Here is a 22174-nt window from a genome sequence, read left to right as displayed (position 1 = left end):
CCTTATTTGAACTTTACGAATCCGTGTGAACTTCAAGCTGTGAACGAACGTACTGGACGAAAAAAGGAAGTGACTGCTCATAGTCTGCCAGATAGGGACGCCAAAGTTTTTCCCACTTAAAGGTGACCCAGCCCTGGAACTGATTTCCCCCTATTGCATGAAAGTAATCCTTTAGTGGAATTTGGCCAGTACCTGGTAATACATCTTCATAGCCGTTCTTCAACAGAAGAATATCGGCTATATAGAATTGCTGAGTCAAATCGGAAGCGACTTGCTGGACGTGATCAGCACTTTCCTTTTGGAGAAGGCAGTGATCAGTAGAGACAATGAGGCCGAGCCTCGGATCGTTTAATTTCCGGATGACATGGGAGCAGTCGCTCACGCAGAAGTTGTTATAATGATTTTGAAGTAACAAAGTGACCTGTTTAGGAGCATCACTTAGCACCTTGTGAAGTACACGTACCAATTGGTCTTGAAACGAACTGACTTCCATGCCAGCAGGGATTTGACCTAGTCGAAGCCGGAGGCTGCTTGCACCCAGTTGATTGGCGAGTTCTAAGTGGGAGAGAATGCTTTCTGTCATTTGCAACCATGAAGACGGTGTGTTGTTGCCGGTTTCGTTATAAGCTAAGAGACTAGCTAAAGCAATGCCTTCGGCATCAAGCGTATCAACAAGTTCTTGGATGTGATGCTTAGAAGAGGCTAGTGTAAGTTCCCCAGATGAAGAGGACACGCGAAGGTCGATGCCATCGTAGCCATATTTTCTTGCTATTTTGATGGCTTGGACTCCCGTCAACTCAGGCGTAGCAAGTGTGGTGTAACTTAACTTCATTGGTTCAACTCCTTGTATCCAAGTGTGAATGGGGCGTCTATCTGTTACTTACTATACCGCTTTTTTCTTGGAAATACGTGTGTTGTTTGTACCTAAAAAGTATGTTATTTTGATGTCATATGAAAGACTGAGAAGGAGGTTGTATTCGCATGAAAGTTCAACGATTTACGGCTGAACAAGTCATTGATCCCGTAATAGAGGCTTATTATCGCATTCATAATACAAGCAGCAATGTTCGTGTTTTACACACCCATGAATACTATGAGCTTCATTGTGTCGTAAAAGGGACGCTGAAGCATAGTTTTGCAGATGGCACTAGCCAAGTTCTGCCTGTCGGAAGTTTGTTATTTATTCGTCCCCAAGATGAGCATGTTTGTTTAGCGGCAACCGAAGAAGAGTGCGAATACATCAACATTGCCTATTCGATAGGAACTATGCAAGAGCTATTTGGATTCCTTGGGAAAGGGTTTTTAGCTGAGCGATTATTGGCTACACCGTATTCGCCATTGTATGTCCTTTCCGAAGTGGAGAGTCGGCAGTTTTTACATCAATTTGAACGAATAGCCTCGATCCCTCATGGACAAAAGGAAAGAATAAAAACCCAGTTACGCTCCTTACTCGTCGATAGCTTACTGAAATACTTCTCTACCTTATTGGAATTGGAAGGGCCAGAAGTTCCTGAGTGGCTATCAAGTGTGTATGAAGAGATGCATAAGAAAGATAATTTTATTTTAGGTGCTGAGCGAATGGTTGAGCTGTCAGGCAAGAGCCACCATCACCTCTGCCGAGAATTCAAAAAGTATTTTCAACAAACACCGACGGATTTTATCAATAACCTGCGTTTGAATTATGCAGCGAATATGCTCGCATTCAGTAATCAAAGCGTGATGGATATTGCCATGGATCTCAACTTTTATAACCTAAGCTATTTCCATCATGTGTTTAAAAAACAATTTGGGATGAGTCCGTTGAAGTATAGGAAGGGTCATGTGACTTAGATAATGATGAACTTCTAGCGTTCAGACGTAAACACGCCCTCATCCCAGATGGACGAAGGCGTGTTTGCGTTGTTCAGCTTCCATTGCGATACTCCGCTGGCGTAATTCCGGTATACTTTTTAAAAACCTTATAGAAGTAAGTGCTGTTGTTATATCCCGTCTTCTGAGAAATTTCCTCGATGGACTCAGTGGTCGTGGAGAGGAATTCCTTGGCACGGGCGACACGATATTCATTTAAATAATCGGGAATGGATTGATTAGTCAGCTTTTTGAAAATACGGCCTAAATAGGCTGGCGACATATCAATGAGCTCGGCAATTCGGAATAAGCTCAGATCACGGTCCGCAAAGTGGGTATGAATAATTTGATCCACCTGGGTTACCAAATTGTCATGTTTGGTGCTCTTACGTTCCTTCAAGCCATTGCAGATACACGCTATCAATTCATTGAAATGGTTGCGAACATCCTGTAAGGTTTCCAGTTTGTGGAGTTGCTGAACGAAATTCGTAAAATCGTAATTGAAGGAGACGCCTGAGCTTTTCTCCAATTGAATCGCCGTTGTCGAGATGGAATAGGCCATTTGATGGAATAGCGTATTGTAGACGATGTAAGGCTGATGTTCTATCGTAACTAAAATATCATTGAACCATTTGCGCGTTTCCTCTGCTTTGCCAAGCTTAAGCGTTTCGAGCAAGTTGTTCTCCATAGCACTTGGATGCACAAAGGGCTGTTGTTGCGGCTGGGGCACGTACGATCCCTGCAAAATACTCCGATATCCGAAGATAAACTTGTTCTCCATTAATTGGAGCGTTTCTTTATACAACTCCGAAATTTCAAATAAGTTATCCCCCACTTCACTAATGGCAGCGCTTAACGAGAGATGTAAATAGGCTTGAACAGATTCTTGTACTTTCTGCGTCAGCTCTCGAAGATGCTGTGTGTCTTCGAAATCCCCGTTTAGCAGCACGACGACACTTTTTTCGTCCATATCAATGCATTCACTTGTCCCATAGCTACCGAACAGCTCATCCGCGATATTCATTGCCGCATATTTCAATAGGGAACGATCTTCAAAGTTGTATTGATTGGAAAATTGATCGAATCGATCAATTGTAAGTAGGATGATGATGAAATCACGATAGGGTTCAACTCGAATCTCAAATTCTTGCAGCTTGACTTCAATGTCGGTTAATCGCTTAGAGCTGCTATCCAAAATGAAGCGACGTAAGAAATCTTGCTTCAGCTTAAACTGGTTATTGCGCTTCTCGTTGGTCAGTAAATGAACGTTGGAGAACACCTTATCAATCGGCTTGTGCAGAAATTTGGAGATCAAATAGGAGACCGTCAGCCCGATCAGTAAGAGAATGGAGCATACGATCAGTACATTCTTCTTCATGGCTTCAATTTTGCCCATAATTTTATCATAGGGAAGAACACGGATGAACGTCCAGCTGGATTGATCGTGCTTCGAATAAACCACTAAGGACTTTACGCCATCAACATCGGCCACTAAATAATCAGAAGCCTGATTCGAGGAAGCGCTTAATATTTGCTGTATGTAAGGTCGGTCATTTAAATCGGCAAGAAAAGGTACCGAATCTGTACTTGTTACAGCCTGGCCATGACTGTCGATAATGAAGGTTGAACCCGTTTTATCCGTATCAAGACTCATAATGGCTTCCTTCATCCAGCGCTCAGACACATTCAGTATAATGACATTGTCTAATTCCTTCGCAGGTCCTTGTAGATCGTAGAACACGAATGTGTAGACATTCACTGTCTTCTCAACCCCTTGAAAAGGTGTCTGGATGGGGATCACGCGCGGAATCGGTGCTAGACGCTTATACATGTTGAAGTTTTCAATCAATTTCACAGCATCGGGATCTGAAAATTCTTCAATCGATTGTACGTTCTTCATGGTCGCTTGCGATGTAGCGTACATTGTCTTCGAGTTCTTACTATAAATGTAGATGGAATTAAAGAAATAACTGACATTCATATACGTACTTAATCGAGCGAGCGCATTATTCGTATCTAACGAGTTAGGAGCCGTGTAATGGAGTAATTTATCAAATTGCGGATCGGCATAAATTTGAATGGCATAATTGGTTGAGCTTTCAATCATGGATTTGGCGCTGTAGCTTGACTGCGAAAGGCTGCTTTTCTCAGATGCATAAATGTTGGAGAGGGCGATTTTTTCAAAATTTGCATAAAGCGCGTAAGACAAAGTGACAATCGTAACGATAATGCAAATGATGAGGGAAAGAAAAATATTGGCGTATAGCTTTTTGGAGGTGCGAGCTTCTGTAATTTTCATCCTATGTCATTGCTCCTTCACTAAACAGGGTCCCATGTACACATTATTATAATGAATATCCTTGAAATGCGTAAGTCTATATGCAAAAAGTGTACAGATGTACAAATTTGTATAGGTGTAAACCTCCAAAATGTTGAGTGTTTTCAAGGGATTGTGAAGTATACAACAAATTGCGACATGGGCTAGTATGAAATTAGGAAACCGGTCATCCTAACACACCTGAGAGATGGAGGGTCTGCATGGAGAGTAGACATACTGTAGAGAAATATGCGTTTAACCTTATTGGATATCTGATGATTATTGCTTTCGCAACGCTGTGCGTGATCCCCTTTGTCATGATTATTATGGGGTCGTTTACAGATGAGTCCGAAATCGTCAAAAAAGGCTATCAATTGTTCCCGCACACATTTTCAACGGAAGCGTATTCGTTCATTATGAAAAATCCGAAGCAAATACTGAACGCGTACAAGATTACGCTATTGGTAACTATCGTAGGGACGATCGTTGGCTTGTTTCTTTCGGCGATGACCGCTTACGTGCTGCAAAGGAAAGACTTTACGTATCGCAATGTGATTTCCTTTTATTTCTTCTTCACGACTTTGTTTTCTGGCGGATTAGTTCCTTGGTATATCTTGATCGTCAAATACTTGGGCTTCAAGGATTCGATTCTTGCCTTGATTGTACCGTTATTGTTGAATGTATTTTACATCATTATATTAAGAAGCTTCATTAGCTCGACAATTCCAGATGCCATTAGTGAATCCGCGAAAATAGATGGAGCTGGTGATTTCCGAATCTTCGTTGCCGTGATCCTGCCGCTGCTGAAACCAGCACTTGCGACAATTGGCTTGTTCATTGCTCTGAATTACTGGAATGATTGGTACCATGCAACCTTGTTCATTAATAAGGAGAACTTGTACCCGCTGCAGTATTTCTTGTACAAGATTTTGAATAGCATCACTTTCGCTAATTCGGCTGTAGCTGCACAAGGCTCGGTGGTCATGGATACGCCGAAGGAATCGTTTAAACTTGCCATGACCGTTGTGGCCACAGGTCCAATCATTTTGTTATATCCATTTGTACAAAAGTATTTCATTCAAGGGATTACGATTGGTTCTGTAAAAGGGTGAATCCGGTTTATGCCGGTTTATCATAAGGGTTCATGTATAATGAGATTAAGGGGAGGATTTATCAATGAAACAATTACGAGTACTTATGGCTGTAGGTTTGACCGCTTCCATGTTGATCGCAGGCTGTTCATCGAATACCACGACAGAAGAAACACCAAAGGGCAGCACAGCACCAGCTGCTACGGCAGCAGCAGCGACGAAGCCGGATACATCTAAAGAAGTTAAATTGAAAATGTATCTCATTGGTGATGCACCTAAGGATCTTGGGCTTGTCTATGATGAAGTGAATAAAATGCTCAAGAAAGACATTAATGCCACAGTTGAGCCTGTTTTCCTATCTTGGGGTGATTATGTTCAAAAATATCCGCTGTTGTTCGCAACTGGGGAAGATTTTGACCTCATATACGCAGCTAACTGGTACAAATACAGTGAGTTTGCCAATAAAGGCTCTTACAAAGAGTTAACAATGGATATGTTGACCAAATACGCACCGCAAACGGTGAAAGAAGTTCCGAAAGAAGCTTGGGATCAAGTGAAAGTTCAAAATAAAATTTACATGATTCCTAGTTCCAATAAAGATTTCGGGATGGCTACCGTAGGTGTGCGTGGAGATCTACGTGAGAAATATAATCTTGCACCGCTCAAAACGGTTGATGATTTTGAAAAATATTTAGACACCATTGCGAAGAATGAGCCAAGTTTGGTTCCATTTGATGAGAATGGCGCTGGGTATGCCTTGTATGACAATATTATCTCAGCTGGAACTACAACGAAAATCATTGTAAGCAACACATTACTATCGGTCGACCTGAAAGATAAATCAGGTAAAATTATCGATGTTGGTCAGACGCCACAATATTTGGATTATGCGAAAAAGATGTCCGATTGGATGAAACGGGGCTTCTGGTCCAAAAATGCACTGGTCAACAAAACACCTAATAAAGACTCCTTCCTTGCTGGTAAGAGTGCTTCCATGGCAGCTAACGCATTAGATATCTCCAACTCCATAACTGCCGCTAATCAGAAGCATCCAGAATGGAAAGCAGAAATGTATAACCTATATAACGGTCAAGCAACGTATGTAAATAACTATTCATCGAATGGGATGTCGATTAATGCCAACTCCAAAAATCCGGAGCGCGCATTAATGATGTTGGATCTTTTCCGCAACAATGAAGATTACTTCAACTTAACCACTTATGGTATTAAAGGTAAGCATTATGATTTGACAGCGGACAAGAAAGTTCAAGCATTGAATGGTTCAGATTCAGGCTACAAGCCAGATTCAGGTTCACCTTGGGGCTGGAGAACGGCAGGTCTATACAAAACATTATCCGACCAACCTGCGGCATTCACAGCGATCAAAGATACATGGACAAAAACAGCAATTACGAACCCATTGTTAAACTTCGTACTCGATACAACCAACATCAAGAATGAATTAGCTGCAATTAAAAACGTAAAAGATCAGTATCGTGACCCCATCAACCTTGGTGTTACGGCAGATGCGGCAGAAGCTGTAAAAACGCTTAACGCCAAATACAAAGAGGCAGGACTAGAAAAGATCCAAGCAGAAGCACAAAAACAAATTGATGAGTTCTTGAAAAACAATAAATAAGAGCGTACATGGGAGCGAGAGGGGCTGTGCCTGGTCGGGCAGTTCCTCTTGTTATTGGCTACTAGGAGGTTATTCGGATGATCGCAAAGAGACTTTGGGGAGATTTAATCAAAAATCGTACGATGTACATCATGATTCTGCCAGCCGTGTTATTCTTTCTTATTTTTAGTTATTTACCTATGGCGGGTTTGGTAGTAGCCTTTAAATCATACACGTATAACAAGGGAATCTTCGGAAGTCCATGGGTTGGGCTTGAAAATTTTAGGTTTTTCTTTGAATCAGGGAAGGCACTGCTCGTCACTAAAAATACGATCGTGTATAACTTTATTTTCCTGATCGTGAATAACTTTTTGGAAATCTTTATTGCCATCATCCTGTTTGAGCTAGCGGGAAAGTACTTTAAAAAAATTCTGCAATCGGTCATTTTCCTACCCTACTTTATTTCATGGGTTGTTGCTGGAGCGATCGTATATAATCTACTCAACTATGAATTTGGTGCGGTAAATACACTGTTGAAATCAATGGGCTTCGAGCCTTTGAACTTCTATAACAGTCCCAAACTATGGCCGTATATTCTTGTTTTCTTTAGTGCTTGGAAAACAGTCGGTTATGGAACTGTGATTTATTTAGCCAGTATCGCCGGCATTGATGCCGAAATGTATGAAGCGGCAAAAATTGATGGTGCAAACGTTCTGCAGCGCATTATTCACATTACGTTACCATCGATTATTCCCACAATTGTCGTCTTGCTGTTGTTGAAAATAAGCCAAATTGCTCGAGGTGATTTCGGCATGTTTTATCAGCTCATCGGAGCTAACGGTATTTTATATGATAAAACAGATGTTATTGATACCTTCTCCTTCCGGGCGCTCCTGGATATGCAGGAGTTTGGGATGTCGGCAGCTGTGGGTGTGTATCAATCTGTCTTGAACTTTGTGATTATTATCATTGTGAATATGTCGGTGAAAAAAGTGAGTAAAGAGAACGCATTGTTCTAACCGTATTGTGAAATTGCATACGAAAGCTGTCAAGACCGAGGATTCCATGGTTTTGACAGCTTTTTGCTCCATTAATTTCCCAAGAAAGGAACTAGGTTATGGACAGAATTCGATTACATACAGGCTACTTTCCATTTATTCGTGATATGGGGAAAACGCTAACCACGGAAGGTTGGATTCATCCCGATCGTAAGGCTGATTTTAATGTGTTTATCTTTGTCATTAGTGGTCAGATGCAAGTGGTGGAGGAAGGGCAGGAATATCTTCTTACGGAGGGGACTGGCTTTTTTCTCAAAAGTGGACTGCACCATTGGGGTGGTTCTGGCACGCTGCCGGACACCTCAACGATTTGGATTCACTTCTATGACCGCGAAGAGGAGTCGCTTCCGACGAGAGAAGTCGAGGAACGAAGCTTACCATCCTTCCGGGCTACGCAAGCGTACCAACTATTTACACCACAAGATTACCAACATCAGTTAGTTCTACCCAAGCTTTTTCAATTAGGACAGCCGTCTGGCTTGATCAGCAAATTAAAAGAGCTGTACGAGTTGTACAGCTCAGCCCCTTTATTTAGCCATTTGTCTTTAAGCATGAAAACGATGGAGATATTTCTTGATATTTATCGGCAATCGCTGGAACGGCCCAAGCTGTCTAGTAAGTCAGATGCGGTTGTCCAGAAACTCGCTGCTTATCTGGAAGAGCATTGGGCATATAAGCTGGACCCCGAGCGTATTACCGCGGAGTTCCAGCTCAATTACCGTTATATGAGTACATTATTTACCAGTAAAATGGGAATTAGTTTATTCAACTATCATGAGCGACTTCGCATTCATAAATCAGCCGAGCTTCTGAGAAATACGACGCTCAATATCTCAGAAGTGAGCCATCAGCTCCATTTTACGAACCCCTATTATTTCTCGCGTGTTTTTCGCAAAGTAATGGGTGAGCCACCTACAGCGTATATTCGCAATATTTATCGCACGTAATTAAGCTTTAGCAAATTATTCAAAGCTAGGAATAATGACTTCCTTACCGCCTTGCATGGCAGATTCGTGTGCACAAATACCAGCGGCAGTCCAATTCGCGGCTGTCACGGCATCAATCGCCGGCTTCCGCTGTTCTACAATACTGCGTAGAAACTCATGAACTAAGTGAGGATGCGAGCCATGGTGGCCATTTCCTTGTAAGACAGATTGATGCGGATTGTTCGGATCAAGAATGGCCTGGTGCGTAATATGATAAGCCAGTTCTTCTGGGAGCAAGTCTGGACGGGAAGGCGCTTTTACCAAGGTAACGTCGGATTTACGGCCTCGTTCCCCTTGTTCTGCAGCGGTCTTAAAAACAGTCAGGGGCCCATCTTCCATGTGCCATTCAACGGAAGCTTCTTCCCCATAAATATTGAAGCTTTCCATGTAAGGGCGCGTTGTCTGGAAAAGTGTACGTGTAACCTCTGCGCTTAAATGCTCTTGCTCCAATTGGAAGATCGCCGTTTCTATCGGATAGGGATTCCCGTATTGCTGCACAAGGTCGTCCGCCATGAGGCCAGAACCGATACAGTTAACTTTTGTTGCTCGTGTTCCCGATAGAGCAAGCAAAGGCGAAATTGCATGCGTAGCATAATGCATAGGAGGAAGACCTTTCCAGTATGGTGGCCAATTCACCATATCTTGGTAATGAGCCCCTCGAAGGAATTGCACACGTCCGAACTCGCCTTTGCGATACATTTCTTGGGCATACAAGAATTGGTACGTATATACCGCTGTCTCCATCATCATGTAATTGCGATTGCTTTCTTTCTCCGCTGCCACGATGGCACGCAAATCCTCTAGGCTAGTCGCCATGGGTACTGTGCAAGCACAGTGCTTACCTGAACGAAGTACTTCTACGGATTGTTTCCCGTGCAATGGAATCGGAGATACGAGGTGGACGGCATCATAGTCATCTGACGCTAGAATATCCGCTAAGTTCGTGAAACGTCTTTCAAATCCATATTTATCCCCATATTGATTCAAAAGTTCTTCATCTGTATCGCAAATCGCAACATGCTCGACATCGGGGTGGGCATGATAGATCGGTGCGAAGGCTCCTCCAAATCGAAGTCCGACTAGGGCAATTCTTACTTTTTTAGTGGATGTGTTACTCATGTGTGTCGCTTCCTTCCATCAAGTTATCGTAGTCTACGTCTTTAATAGTAGTCCTAATGATAGAACCTGTGAATGAAGCGAGAGACAGAAAAGTTGTATTCTGTTCAGGTAAATGACTCGACTAGCGAATTCCGCTGTCGGGCTTTTTGCACAGGTGTGTAAATGATATAATTCCTCTTAGATATCCTAAGTTAAAGACGGAGAGGCCGGAACCATAATGAGTACTCACCTCATCTATTACTATCGTGATTTTATGGAGAAGGACTTCCCATTCAAGCTGGATTTTCCTACAGAAACCAGCTTGAATCTGGACTTTCATGCCCATGAGCATGTTCAAATTTGTTATGTTATGCGTGGAACGTGCTGCCATTACACGGACAATCAGAGGTATGTCATGAGCAAGGGGGATATGCTAGCCATACCGCCTTTCGTGCCACATCGTTTTGAGCCATACGAAAATGAGAAGGTTGAGATCGTCCAGATTGATTTTATGCCGCTAATTATTGATCAAGATGAGACCTCACTGTCCAATCAATTTTTCCCCAAAATCCAAATTTCCGCACAGTCCCAGGATATCGTGGAGCAGCTCATTTCAAGTATGAAGCGGGAGAATGAGAAGAAGGAATCCGGCTACCATTATTTGATCAAAGCTGATTTAATCCGATTGCTCGTAACCATCTTTCGGGAGAGCACCAAAGAAGGCCCACAGACCAAATCTAAGGATACTCAAGGAAGAAGGCTTTTTCATGAGGCTGTTCATTACATTGAGCAGCATTACGCTGACAATCTCCAACTTGAGGAAGTGGCGCAGCGTGCTGCGATGTCACCGACTTATTTTAGCTATATGTTTAAGGTATTAAAGGGGCAGCCCTTCGTTCAGTATGTGAATGAGGTTCGCATCCGCAAGGCTATTGATTTGCTTCGTTTGACGGAAAGAAGTGTCCTCCAAATTTGCTTGGAAACAGGTTTCAATAACGCTAGCCATTTTAATCGAATGTTCAAAAAAACAACAGGCATGACGCCGCTGAAGTATCGCCAACAGTCCGAAGATCCTTCCTAAAAAAGGTGTATTTTTTCGTAAAATACTGCAATTAATTCATATAGCCTCGAGGTATAGTAGACGTAAGTCAACCATACTTGGAGGTTATTTGTCATGAAATTATGCTTTAGCACGCTGCCTTGCGAAGGTTGGAGTGTTGAATTGCTGATAGCGAGCTGCCAAACCTTAGGTTATTCAGGCATTGAATTGAAAGAAGATCATAACTACGCAGTAACCCTTGCTACGCCTGCCAACGAGCTGCTTCTGATCGCAGATAAGTTTCGAGAGGCAGGTATTACCATTACGAATGTTGGGAGTAAGGTTATTTTTAATGGCCTACAACCAGAGGAAGAGAAGCTCATCGAGCTTAAACAATATATTCAGATGGCTGCCACACTTGGTGCAAAAGGGGTACGTATTTTTCTGGGTTCATATCTTAGATTCGTGCGTCAGCGAGAGCAAGAACATGATGTGGCGCGTATTATTTCTTATATTCAGGAAGCTTGTGACTTTGCCGCAACGCGCGATGTAGAAATATGGATTGAGACCCATAATGAATTCTCGACGGGTAAGGTGCTAAACGCGTTGCTAGATCGGATAGAGCGGCCGAATTGCAAAGTCATCTATGACATTATACATCCCTATGAGTTCGGTGAAAGGCCAGAAGAAACGATTCGATTGCTTGGAGATCGCTGTGCGCATGTACATATGAAAGATGGCGTTCCATTTGAAGATGCTGACATTCATGAATGGAAGTATACCCCAATCGGAGAGGGGCAGCTGCCACTGAAATCAATCGTTTCAGCGTTGCAGGAAAGTGGTTATAACGGATATTACTCCCTAGAATGGGAACCGAAGTGGCGTCCAGAGTTGAAGCAGCTTCAATTGGAAGTGCCAGAGGTTCTAAAGTCCTATGTAACCTATATGGAACATAACTTTGGGACAAACGGTGAATAAGATAATTGACGAAAGAGGAGTTTATGAAAATGAAAACATTACTTGCGATTACAGATCCGCACTTAAAAGAACTATTTTTCCCAGATCATGTTGTTGCGAAGTTACAATCCTTCTCAGAGACGGTCTGGTTTGAAGCCACAGGGGAGACATGGAGCTCTGATGGATTATCACGGATTATTGGCGAATATGATGCCGTTCTTACTTCGTGGGGGACGCCTTTTTTCACATCTGAGGTACTTGATCGTGCAGAGAGGCTGAAATATATTGGCCATGTCGCAGGTTCACCGACATCCATTCTGGATGAAGGCGCCTTTCATAAAGGCATTGCCGTCGCCTCGGCAAATCCCGTTTTGGCCAAATCTACAGCAGAAGCGGCAGTTGCTTTAATCATGGCTGGCGCTTGGGATTTACATGGGTATAACGCGAGATTAAAGCGGGGACAGTGGGGGAATAATAGCAGAGACACCGTAATGGGTGTTTCTAATCAGGTGATCGGATTAATCGGGTTTGGTGAAATTTCGAAGAATGTCATTTCAATGCTGCGCGGATTTCCAGTTCGCATTAAGCTCGCTTCACGTTATTGTTCAGAAGAACAGGCAAGATCGCTTGGTGTTGAATTGTGCTCTTTGGACGAGCTGCTGCAAACGAGCCAAATTATTTCACTGCACAGTACTTTAACACCGTCAACCATCGGCTCCATTGGCAAAAGAGAGCTCTCACTTATTCAGGATGGTGCGCTGTTCGTAAATACGGCTCGGGCTAAAATTGTGAACGAAGAGGCGCTCATGAAAGAGCTGGCATCTGGACGTTTTTTCGCTGCCTTAGATGTATTTCATGAAGAGCCTGTGCCAGCGAATCACCCTCTCCTCTCTTACGACCATGTTATCTGTTTGCCGCATATCGGTGGGTTTGCAAGAAACTACAAGCGTGCCATGGGAGAATTCGTTGTCGAACATTTACAAAGTTTTTCCCAAGGTGACCGTCAGGTCGTAGGATCAATCACATTAGAAGAGTTCGGTCGTATGACAACGATTCAGATGCAATAGTAAGCTAGAAGCAGGATAGCATAAGGATGAATAGCATAAACTGTCACAGGTAAAGAGCAATGCCTGCGGCAGTTTTTTTGTATGTAGACTAAACAGAATGCCCAACAAGGTGTATAATGCATGCTAATAAGGCAAAGGGGAGGAGATCCGTTGTTCAGCTTTATCAAAAGTTCTTTACAGTGGAAGCTCATTCTGATGATCTCATGCATTGTCGTCCTTGTTGTCATGACGATTGGCGGCTTCAGTTATTACAAAAGCGCGAGGGCGATAGAATCAGATGCACAACGATTCAGCAATCAAATTTTGAAGCAAGCCACGTTGAATTTGACCCGGTATATTAATGATAACGAGCAATTTTTTCAAACGCTTGCCGTCAGTCAGGATTTCCAGGATTGGACGCGGGTTCAAGCGGGGGATACGTACGGTAACTATGCAAAGCTCAAAGATATGGAAAATCGTATTATTAATCCGTATATCAGCTTTCATCAGGAAACGCTTTCAATCGTTTTATTCAACGACAATGGCAACGAAATTTTATATCGCAACGGCTATAGAGATGCAGTGCTGAATACGAAGTACTCGTTTGCCGCTTCTGGAATTAAAGAAATGATGACAGACTCTACACGCATACAGTCGTTCGTAGCACTCCGAAACGATTATAAAAACAGCGATGGCCAGTTTATTCAGCTTCCCATTTTAACCTATGTGCAAAAGTTGTATTATAGTGATCATCCTGTGTATCTAGCTGTCGATATTTCTCTCATGCCGACGCAGCAAATTCTGGATCAGATTGAGCTTGGCGGCAGTGGGCAAGCGTTGATTACAAATGCGGAGGGCACGGTTATTTCCGCGCCTGATTTGACCATGATTAATACGGAATTGGAGCATTGGTTGATAGCTCAAATGAATGTTCAGGCATCCGGCTACATGTATGATAAAAACAAAGAACAGATGATTGTGTACCAATCCATTCCGAAAGTAAATTGGCGAGTTATTGTATTCGTGCCCTACAAGGATTTGACACAGCGTATTATCGACATTCGGAATTGGACGGTTGCGATTGCCCTGCTCATCTTGTTCTGCGCAATCATTCTTGTCTATCTCGTTGCTCGTTCCATTACGAAGCGTATTCAGATGCTGAGAAGGACAATGACGACAACGAAATTAGGTCGATTTGATATCCGCACCGATGTGAAGGGGACCGATGAGGTTGCGGATCTAGCGGAAACATATAATCTGCTCCTGAATCGTATTGATGCTTCCATCCACCTATTGGCGGAGTCCAAGATGGTTCAGCAACAAGCTGTATTATCTGCCCTGCAATCGCAAATCAATTCGCATTTCTTGTATAATGCCTTAGAGTCCATCAATGCCATGGCGAATATAGCCGGACATCAACCCATTCGTAAATCGACAATTGCACTTTCCAATATGTTGAGGTATACGTCCAATTACAAAGAAGCCTTAGTTACCCTTGAAGATGAGATTGGTCACATTCGAGATTACACACAGATTATGGATAATTTATATCCAGGCGAGCTGGAATTTCGGTTTCAGATTCAACCAGAAGTTGCGCAATCAGCTTGTCTGAAAGCTTGTTTGCAACCATTTGTGGAAAATTGCATCAAACATGGTTATGAAATGACGGGTGAGCGATTACGGATCGTGATTTCGGCTTACCGCTTTGAGAATGACTATGTCCGCGTAGATATTGAAGATGACGGGATTGGCATCTCAGAGGAGAAGCTGTCTGAAATGGGAGAAGCGCTGCAGCAAATTCGAACCGAACAAGATTTTTTACAGCTTTCACGTATTGGCATGTTGAATGTTCACTATCGTCTCAAAACCTTCTACCCCCATCACAGTCTTGCCGGCATTGCGGTAGAACGTGTATCGGAGGGAGGCGGGACACGCGTAAGCGTCATTTTTCCAAATAAGGTAAAGGAGAGAATTAACGTATGATACGTATACTTCTTGTTGATGATTCCTCTCTCATTCGCGATAGTTTATCGGTATCCATAGAAGCTTATCATCAAACGACCGTCGTGGCAGGAACTGCTGCTAACGGTGTAAAAGCGTTGGATTGGCTGGAGAATCATTATGTGGATCTCTGTATAACGGATATTCGTATGCCGGTGATGGACGGACTGACGCTCATCAGTGAAATTAACCAGCGGTATCCTTGGATGCGCTGTATGGTGGTTTCGAGTTACGATGATTTTCAATATGCGAAAATGAGTATACAGCTCCAGGCTTTGGATTACATTATGAAGCCGGTGGATGAAGAACTTCTCTTCCAGGCTCTGGACAAAGCCAGAGAACGACTGGATGCGGATCGCCATCGCGATGCGGCTGAATTGCTCTTAAGAAAGCTGCCTCATCATAAACAGGATGTGGACAAGTGGTTGGAGCATATTCGTACGTTGCATGTGGAGACGCTGCCGCTTCTCATTGTAGAAACGTTAGAAATGCTTGAAACTTGGGTTGCGGGCAATTTTAACCTGCTTAATCCATTAAGCAATTTATGGTTGAGAACGATCATCGAGGAATTAGCTTCGGATCGCTTTAAGATGGAGCTGGAGGAGGGCAGCGATCATGGGCTCGGAGAAGCTGCGTTATCGCTGCAGACGGTTCGAAGTTATTTCCGATTATGCGCTGTACGCAGGCTTGAAGAAGGTGCCTACCAACTTGTTGATACGATGAGGGGGATCCGTGATCAGCAGTCGGTGAAGGTGATAGATAAAGTGAAGCTCTATATCGATCAGCACTACGGGGAAGCGATTAACCTACAGGAGCTGGCAGATCATGCATTAATGAATAAAACCTACATGTGTACGTTATTTAAACAGGAAACCGGGATGACCATCGGTACATACACGGTAACGATTCGTATGCGCGAAGCTCGAAATCTTCTGATGGACACATCGGAGAAAATCTATACGATTGCCAATCAAGTCGGTTATGAAGATGTGACATACTTTTCTCAACTATTCAAAAAGCATTACGGACTTAGCCCGGTTGATTACAAGAAACGGATGAAATCATGATCCATTACATGAATGAGACTGTACCTCATAGGGTACGGTCTTTTTGCTATTTTCCGAAGATTGTCATAGTAAAACGAAAGCTGCTCCACTGTTTGGCGGGAAACCCCAGCTCTATAATTAGTGGTATACACGAATGAGAGAAGACATACAGGAGGAATGTACGTTGCAATTAATGGGAGATGCATTGACCGTATTGGGATCGAGGTTAGGACTTGCCTGGGACCCAGCTAATCAAAAAAGTTATCTGGTTCGGCATGGAAATCATCCAGGTTTGCCGATTCAGCTTCATGCAGGAATAGATTTGGGAGACCGTGTGCTGACACTTCCTTTAGCGGGGGAGGAGCAATCTTTTGAGTTTATGGATCAAGAAATGACGGCAACGACAATGAGATTAAGCGGCATAGACTCGACAACTGGCATTCGCGTGAAGCTGACGGCACGCATTCCGTTTCGCCCGAGAGACAACTTTTTCAGTACAGTGCCCGTTGTTTATTTGGATCTTGAGGTGGATCGATTACCCTCATCCTTCCGCTGGATCGCACAATACGACGAAGTTGTAGAAGGCAAGCTGTTTCTTGGTTTTTCGGGGGAAGGCTTTAGCTTCCAAGCAGTCGATGTTGCTAAACAGGTAATCGAAGCATCTTACGATTCGGTTGTTTTACGTCCGTTTGAGGAAGATGATCATCGCCAAGCGATTCGCTCCAATGAAGAAGTAATCCCATGCCGGGATCGCATTGCAATTCTTTCAGGATTATGGGATGGAAGCTATGTATCAGCACCCTTTTCTTTGAGTAAAGGCATGGAAGGTGCGACGCTTTCCCTTGCATGGTGTGCCTGGGATCAACCTGTACTAAACGTATTAGGACAACGTAGTCCATTCAAATATACGCAGAACTTCGCTGGTTTGGATCAGGTGATTGATTGGTCTATTCAGAACGCGGAGGCGGTAAGAGAGAATTCGATCAAAGTCGATGGCATTATTGCCAATCATACATTGGGAGAGACAACAACCAAGTTGCTCTCACAAACGCTGCATGCTTGGCTAATGAATACGTGGTGGGTAGTAAGAGAGAATGGGCAGGACTGGTTTACCGTATGGGAGGGGAACTGTTATTTTCACTCCACGGTCGATGTTGAGTACACGCAAGGCCCTTTTTATTTGGCTTTATGGCCGGAATTGCTTGAGCTTGAGCTTAATGAATGGCCGTTGTTCGGTAAGGACGGGCAGCGGGTGCTGGGAGAACGAGGTGAGGGAACGCAGTATTTGTCCCACGATATGGGTGTATTCGGCGACAGCACCAAGCAGTATTACCATCATGAAATGGAAGTTGAGGAGAGTACGAATTATATTCTTCTTGCTTACACACATTGGAAGCGTACAGGAAAAGATGCGACGATTCTGCGGCATGCTGGATTCATTCGTAAATTAATAGATTTCATCGTGCGATGCGATACGACAGGCAACGGTATTCCAGATAAAGGCTGTGCCAACACGGTAGACGATGCCTCACCAGCCATTCAATATGGAGCAGAGCAAGTGTATTTGGGCGTAAAATCATTGGCGGCATGCCAGGTTGGTATCCAAATCCTGCAACATGCAGGAGTGGAGGATCTGCAGGCGTATGAACATTTCGTTCAAGCAGCGCTTGCGACGATTGAAGAGCACGGTTGGCTTGAAGATCACTATGCCGTAACATTAACCCGAACCATGGACGGTACAGTCGATCCTTGGACAGGGGAACCGCAGACAGGCGAGCTTCTGGGCTGGGATGCCTACCACATCTATACGGTAAATGGACTCTCCTTACTCGATATGGTTGGCCATCAAACAGGTTTAAGTGATGCTAATCTTCGTCTTGATATGGAAAAGGCAACGGAGAAAACCTTGGGACGCTACGGCTGTCGACATACGAGCTATATCGATATGCAGGATAAGAGCATTTTCATCCCAGGTCTGGCTAGTCATTCCCGCAAGGTGGGGTGGGTGTCCATGAATATGTTGAGGGACATTGCAGCAGCATATCGGGGGCTGGATCTCCTACATCTTAGTGAGAACTATTGGAACTGGCAGAGTACAACGAATACGCAAGAGCTTGCTATGTTTTTCGAAACGTTCTACGGCAACAACCTAAGCTTTTATCCTAGAGGCGTAGCTGTGTACGGATATTTGGATGCAGCAGCGGGTTTTGTATATGATGCCGTTCGAGGAACGCAGTCTTTTGCTCCAATTCGGGGGTCTCTCCAAGTACCTATTCTCTTATTGGCAGATTGGGAAAGAGGCACCGTGCCTAGAGTCATTTCCAGCTTAAACGATGGACATATTACGTATCGTGTCGAATCTTGAAAAGAACAGAAGATTACCATGAACTTCGAAAGATTCCCCACTAGGACGGTGAAACGTCGATTTATATAATAGAAATAGAAAGAGATAAGGAGTGGGACCATGAATAACGAAACCTTAGAGGCAGCATCGGTCCAAAGGATCAAGCCTGCTGAAGCAGTAAGAAAGAAATCTGGAGAACTGAGTTTCCTTGGATTTGTTAAGAAGAACAACGCCTTATATATTATGTTGATTCCCGTGTTCATTTATTTTCTCACCTTCAAATATGTTCCGCTGCTCGGCAGTATCATCGCGTTCAAGGACTATAACATTTTTGATGGTTTTATTAAAAGCAAATGGGTCGGCTTTCAATGGTTCGAGCTGATGTATACGAATCCGCAGTATGCACGCTTAATTAAGAATACGTTATTAATCAGTCTGTATCAGATCGTATTCTCCTTCCCGGCACCGATTATTCTGGCGTGCCTCTTGAACGAAGTGCGGAATATGGCTTTTAAGCGATCGGTTCAAACGGTCCTGTACTTGCCGCACTTTCTGTCTTGGACGCTCGTTTATGGTCTCGCCTATATGATGCTTTCGGAACAAAGCGGCCTCGTCAACGAAATGTTGAAAGGATTGGGTCTGCACACCTTTGACTTCTTGCAAGCTCCATCGGCATTCCGTTCAGTTGTCGTATCGGCTGGTATCTGGAAAGAGATGGGATGGAGTACTATTATTTTCTTGGCAGCATTATCGGGGATTAGCCCTTCCTTGTACGAAGCAGCGAAGATGGATGGGGCTGGAAGATGGAAGCAATTTCAGTATGTAACGTTTCCGGGCCTTCTTCCTGCAATTACCATTCTTCTTTTACTAAAAATCGGCAATGTAATGGATGTTGGTTTCGAACAAGTATATATCTTCCTAAGTCCAATAACGTATGAGGTCGGGGAAATTCTAGATACGTACGCTTATCGCCTAGGAATTATGAATGGTCAATTCTCCATGACAACAGCGATCGGCCTTTTTAAATCGGTAATTGGCTTCGTTCTGCTTGTGGGTGCAAATAAAATCAGTAAATCGACAACAGGCGAGAGCTTATACTAGGAGGCATCATATGAAAATCAAACAATCCAAGAGCGAGAAAGCATTTGATGCCTTCAATATAACGCTGTTAGTGGTCATGAGTCTTGTTGCGTTACTGCCGCTTCTGCATGTCTTGGCAGGTTCCTTCTCTTCCAACAATGCGCTTATTCAATCTAAAGTTTCTTTCTGGCCTGTTGAGCCTACCCTGCAGCAGTTTAAATACGTCATGGCCAACGACACGTTCTGGAAAGCGGGCTGGATGACAGTGAAAGTTGTTGTGATTGCAACGCTTCTTAATATGATTTTAACGGTGGTTGGCTCTTATCCTTTATCCAAATCGTATTTAAGAGGCCGAAGGGTAATTATGCTATTCATTATCTTCACACTCATCTTTCAAGCGCCATTAATTCCAACTTACTTGGTTGTTAAGGAATTGCATTTAATTAATACGATGTGGGCATTAATTGTACCAGGAGCGATTAGCGCCTTTAACATGATTCTGTGTATAACGTTCTTCCGCAACTTACCAGAGGAACTCTTTGATGCTGCGAAAGTTGATGGCATGAATGACTACCGTATTGTTTGGCAAATTGTCGTCCCTCTATCTAAACCAATTATGGTCACATTGTTATTATTCTATGCGGTTGGGCATTGGAACAGCTATTTCGCACCGCTCCTGTACATTAACGACAGGCACCTGCAGACGCTGCAAATGTATATCTATTTCCTCATCGCCGCAGGGAGTTCGAATGACATTGCTTCTGCCGTTGCTGGAGATGTAGGAGGCAAGTTGCTTCCGAAAGCGTTGGAAATGGCAACGATTGTGCTTGCTACAACGCCGATTGTTATCTTGTATCCATTCCTGCAAAAGCATTTTGTAAAAGGTGCCACACTGGGTTCTGTGAAAGAATAATTCGTTATGTCGACATGAAGTCTTCATATATAATGAAACACAACAAAGTAGATAAAAAGGGAGGAATTTTGAATGAACGCTTCAAAAAAATGGATTGGCGTAACTGTTGCTGTATCGATGGTTGGTGCCCTTGCAGCATGTGGTACTAAAGCTACAGAAAACAGCTCTACAGCAAGTCCTGTGGTAAGTGCGGTAGCAACAGAGGCGCCTAAGGCACCTGTTAAGTTTAGTTTACTTACGACAGATAATAATCAACCTGTCCCTGGCGGTAACTTAATGGATGATCCGACGATTAAATATATGGCTGAGAAAACCAACACCATACTAGATATTACCTTCTTGCCAGCCGCACAGGCGGAAAACCTTAAAAAGGTTAAATTCGCAAGCGGTGAACTACCGGATGTCATTTCTGACTATGGGGTAAATGGGGACTTATACGCTAATAATCAATTGATTCCATTGAATGAGTACCTGGATAAATACGGACCAAACTTGAAAAAAGTCATACCAAAAGCGGCATGGGATGGGGTAACACGAGGCGGGAAAATCTATGCAATTCCAGAATCCGCAGCTGGAGATTCCCAAGTTAACCGTATGTTCTTCGTGCGTAAGGATTGGATGGATAAAGTAGGCATTAAAGAATCCCCAAAAACACCAGATGAGTTCCTAACGTTGCTGCGTGCATTCCGGGATAAGGATCCTAATGGCAATGGGAAAAAGGATGAAATTCCTCTATCGGGAAGAGAAAACTTCACCTGGTTGGATACGGTCTTGGGTATGTTTGGTGCGAATCAATACGGAGCAAAGTTAATTAATAATGAAGTTGTTCCATCTAACATCAGTCCGCAAATGAAGCAAGCGCTTACCTATCTGAGACAGTTAAATGATGAGAAATTGTTAGACAGCGAATTCATGACGAATAAACGTAATACATGGGAACAAAAAATTCAGAACGATCAAGTCGGCGTATGGGTTCACGATCCTAACCTTGGCTGGGATTGGCAAGATAAGTTGAATAAAGCGCTGCCTGGCAAAGGGGCAATCGTTGCACCGTTGCTTTCTCCTAAAGCACCGGGCGTAGAATATGCAGGATTCGGAATCTCTGCTTTTAATAAAACGTTCTCCATTACGAAAAAAGCAAAAGATCCTGCGGCTATTATTAAGTTCTTTGATTGGTTAGTTACGCAAGAAGGACAAGAATTTATTAATTTTGGTATTCCTGGTAATACAGTTACCAAAGATAGCGCCGGTAAACTGACGTATAACAAACAAAAAGATACAGATGACAAAACCATTTTATGGAGAAGCATCACGTTTAACCTTGCAGGTTGGAACCCGGAATTGAAAAAAGTTCAAGTCGGTCCAGAAGCTGTAGCGAAATTGGAAGAGTTTTTTGCAGTGGGGAAAAAGGAAGGACAGCCTAACTTGCTGTTAGGGGCTCCGACGTTTAAGTCTTCGTTGCCGGAAATTGGTGAGTTTGCGGTACCAGGTACGATGTTCATTGAAGCAGCTGCAAAAATTGTGCTTGGCAATCAACCTGTCGAATATTTTGATGAGTTTGCGAAAAATTGGCGTACACGTGGCGGTAATGACCTTGTGAAACAAGCAACGGATTGGTACAACACAAACGGCAAGAAGTAAATCGGTGAATGGGGGAAAGTGGGGACTTCGGTCTTCGCTTTCCGCTCTATTAACGACATTATGAAAGCGTAATCAAATTAAAATATAGGAT

17 protein-coding genes are annotated in these 22174 nt (G+C 43.3%); 14 read left to right on the top strand and 3 right to left on the bottom strand.

The window, feature by feature from the left end:
- Positions 1-13 precede the first annotated feature (13 nt).
- Positions 14-832, bottom strand: a complete 819-nt coding sequence (locus AC58QM_RS07655) for a sugar phosphate isomerase/epimerase family protein (protein WP_497282709.1) — start codon at positions 830-832, stop codon at positions 14-16.
- A 149-nt stretch (positions 833-981) separates the two neighbouring features.
- Between AC58QM_RS07655 and AC58QM_RS07650 the strand changes: the two genes are divergently transcribed.
- Positions 982-1830, top strand: a complete 849-nt coding sequence (locus AC58QM_RS07650; RefSeq protein WP_497282707.1) for a helix-turn-helix domain-containing protein — start codon at positions 982-984, stop codon at positions 1828-1830.
- A 73-nt stretch (positions 1831-1903) separates the two neighbouring features.
- Here the strand turns inward: AC58QM_RS07650 and AC58QM_RS07645 are convergent, their stop codons facing one another.
- Positions 1904-4147: an AraC family transcriptional regulator gene (locus tag AC58QM_RS07645; protein ID WP_497282705.1), complete on the bottom strand. Its 2244-nt coding sequence runs from the start codon at positions 4145-4147 to the stop codon at positions 1904-1906.
- A 239-nt stretch (positions 4148-4386) separates the two neighbouring features.
- On the opposite strand from AC58QM_RS07645, the gene AC58QM_RS07640 reads away from it, so the two are divergent.
- The 4 genes from AC58QM_RS07640 to AC58QM_RS07625 all read left to right on the top strand — a co-directional run bounded on the left by AC58QM_RS07640 (position 4387) and on the right by AC58QM_RS07625 (position 8879).
- Positions 4387-5277 (top strand): carbohydrate ABC transporter permease, encoded by an 891-nt coding sequence (locus AC58QM_RS07640; RefSeq protein ID WP_497282703.1) that lies wholly within the window; start codon positions 4387-4389, stop codon positions 5275-5277.
- Positions 5278-5341: 64 nt separating this feature from the next.
- The gene (locus AC58QM_RS07635) at positions 5342-6895 is read left to right on the top strand and encodes an ABC transporter substrate-binding protein (protein ID WP_497282701.1); all 1554 of its coding nucleotides are present in this window, start codon (positions 5342-5344) and stop codon (positions 6893-6895) included.
- A 77-nt stretch (positions 6896-6972) separates the two neighbouring features.
- Entirely contained in the window at positions 6973-7893 is a 921-nt protein-coding gene (locus AC58QM_RS07630) for an ABC transporter permease (RefSeq protein ID WP_497282699.1), read from the top strand.
- A 98-nt stretch (positions 7894-7991) separates the two neighbouring features.
- Positions 7992-8879, top strand: coding sequence for an AraC family transcriptional regulator (locus AC58QM_RS07625; RefSeq protein ID WP_497282697.1), 888 nt, complete (start codon positions 7992-7994; stop codon positions 8877-8879).
- 15 nt (positions 8880-8894) lie between these two features.
- On the opposite strand, the gene AC58QM_RS07620 is transcribed toward AC58QM_RS07625, so the two are convergent.
- Positions 8895-10037, bottom strand: a complete 1143-nt coding sequence (locus tag AC58QM_RS07620) for a Gfo/Idh/MocA family protein (protein WP_497282696.1) — start codon at positions 10035-10037, stop codon at positions 8895-8897.
- 217 nt (positions 10038-10254) lie between these two features.
- On the opposite strand from AC58QM_RS07620, the gene AC58QM_RS07615 reads away from it, so the two are divergent.
- The 9 genes from AC58QM_RS07615 (at position 10255) to AC58QM_RS07575 (ending at position 22083) form a co-directional block, all read left to right on the top strand.
- On the top strand, positions 10255-11097 hold the full coding sequence (locus AC58QM_RS07615; protein WP_497282694.1) for an AraC family transcriptional regulator: 843 nt from the start codon (positions 10255-10257) through the stop codon (positions 11095-11097).
- A gap of 93 nt (positions 11098-11190) precedes the next feature.
- Positions 11191-12033 (top strand): sugar phosphate isomerase/epimerase family protein, encoded by an 843-nt coding sequence (locus AC58QM_RS07610; RefSeq protein WP_497282692.1) that lies wholly within the window; start codon positions 11191-11193, stop codon positions 12031-12033.
- Positions 12034-12062: 29 nt separating this feature from the next.
- The gene (locus AC58QM_RS07605) at positions 12063-13079 is read left to right on the top strand and encodes a hydroxyacid dehydrogenase (protein ID WP_497282691.1); all 1017 of its coding nucleotides are present in this window, start codon (positions 12063-12065) and stop codon (positions 13077-13079) included.
- Positions 13080-13229: 150 nt separating this feature from the next.
- Positions 13230-15041 carry a sensor histidine kinase gene (locus AC58QM_RS07600; protein WP_497282689.1) on the top strand — a complete coding sequence of 604 codons (1812 nt, stop codon included), beginning with the start codon at positions 13230-13232 and terminating at the stop codon, positions 15039-15041.
- Complete coding sequence (locus tag AC58QM_RS07595) at positions 15038-16126, top strand: response regulator (RefSeq protein ID WP_497282687.1); 1089 nt, start codon at positions 15038-15040, stop codon at positions 16124-16126. The genes AC58QM_RS07600 and AC58QM_RS07595 overlap by 4 nt, the downstream gene beginning before the upstream one ends.
- 172 nt (positions 16127-16298) lie before the next feature.
- A complete protein-coding gene (locus AC58QM_RS07590; RefSeq protein WP_497282790.1) occupies positions 16299-18470 on the top strand; it encodes a glycoside hydrolase family 52 protein in 2172 nt (723 codons plus the stop codon).
- Positions 18471-18569: 99 nt separating this feature from the next.
- Positions 18570-19550, top strand: a complete 981-nt coding sequence (locus AC58QM_RS07585) for an ABC transporter permease (RefSeq protein ID WP_497282685.1) — start codon at positions 18570-18572, stop codon at positions 19548-19550.
- Between the two features lie 10 nt (positions 19551-19560).
- The gene (locus AC58QM_RS07580; protein ID WP_497282683.1) at positions 19561-20442 is read left to right on the top strand and encodes a carbohydrate ABC transporter permease; all 882 of its coding nucleotides are present in this window, start codon (positions 19561-19563) and stop codon (positions 20440-20442) included.
- A gap of 72 nt (positions 20443-20514) precedes the next feature.
- Entirely contained in the window at positions 20515-22083 is a 1569-nt protein-coding gene (locus AC58QM_RS07575; protein ID WP_497282681.1) for an extracellular solute-binding protein, read from the top strand.
- Positions 22084-22174: the final 91 nt, after the last annotated feature.

Source organism: Paenibacillus sp. J22P165, from assembly GCF_059692015.1.
The sequence above is the reverse complement of the archived record's forward strand: the minus strand, read 5'-3'. Positions and strand labels throughout refer to the sequence as shown.

Excerpts from the sequence above, each read along its gene's own strand:
- AC58QM_RS07655 (WP_497282709.1), bottom strand. The coding sequence starts at position 832 with ATGAAGTTAAGTTACACCACACTTGCTACGCCTGAGTTGACGGGAGTC.
- AC58QM_RS07650 (WP_497282707.1), top strand. The coding sequence starts at position 982 with ATGAAAGTTCAACGATTTACGGCTGAACAAGTCATTGATCCCGTAATA.
- AC58QM_RS07645 (WP_497282705.1), bottom strand. The coding sequence starts at position 4,147 with ATGAAAATTACAGAAGCTCGCACCTCCAAAAAGCTATACGCCAATATT.
- AC58QM_RS07640 (WP_497282703.1), top strand. The coding sequence starts at position 4,387 with ATGGAGAGTAGACATACTGTAGAGAAATATGCGTTTAACCTTATTGGA.
- AC58QM_RS07635 (WP_497282701.1), top strand. The coding sequence starts at position 5,342 with ATGAAACAATTACGAGTACTTATGGCTGTAGGTTTGACCGCTTCCATG.
- AC58QM_RS07630 (WP_497282699.1), top strand. The coding sequence starts at position 6,973 with ATGATCGCAAAGAGACTTTGGGGAGATTTAATCAAAAATCGTACGATG.
- AC58QM_RS07625 (WP_497282697.1), top strand. The coding sequence starts at position 7,992 with ATGGACAGAATTCGATTACATACAGGCTACTTTCCATTTATTCGTGAT.
- AC58QM_RS07620 (WP_497282696.1), bottom strand. The coding sequence starts at position 10,037 with ATGAGTAACACATCCACTAAAAAAGTAAGAATTGCCCTAGTCGGACTT.
- AC58QM_RS07615 (WP_497282694.1), top strand. The coding sequence starts at position 10,255 with ATGAGTACTCACCTCATCTATTACTATCGTGATTTTATGGAGAAGGAC.
- AC58QM_RS07610 (WP_497282692.1), top strand. The coding sequence starts at position 11,191 with ATGAAATTATGCTTTAGCACGCTGCCTTGCGAAGGTTGGAGTGTTGAA.
- AC58QM_RS07605 (WP_497282691.1), top strand. The coding sequence starts at position 12,063 with ATGAAAACATTACTTGCGATTACAGATCCGCACTTAAAAGAACTATTT.
- AC58QM_RS07595 (WP_497282687.1), top strand. The coding sequence starts at position 15,038 with ATGATACGTATACTTCTTGTTGATGATTCCTCTCTCATTCGCGATAGT.
- AC58QM_RS07590 (WP_497282790.1), top strand. The coding sequence starts at position 16,299 with ATGGGAGATGCATTGACCGTATTGGGATCGAGGTTAGGACTTGCCTGG.
- AC58QM_RS07585 (WP_497282685.1), top strand. The coding sequence starts at position 18,570 with ATGAATAACGAAACCTTAGAGGCAGCATCGGTCCAAAGGATCAAGCCT.
- AC58QM_RS07580 (WP_497282683.1), top strand. The coding sequence starts at position 19,561 with ATGAAAATCAAACAATCCAAGAGCGAGAAAGCATTTGATGCCTTCAAT.
- AC58QM_RS07575 (WP_497282681.1), top strand. The coding sequence starts at position 20,515 with ATGAACGCTTCAAAAAAATGGATTGGCGTAACTGTTGCTGTATCGATG.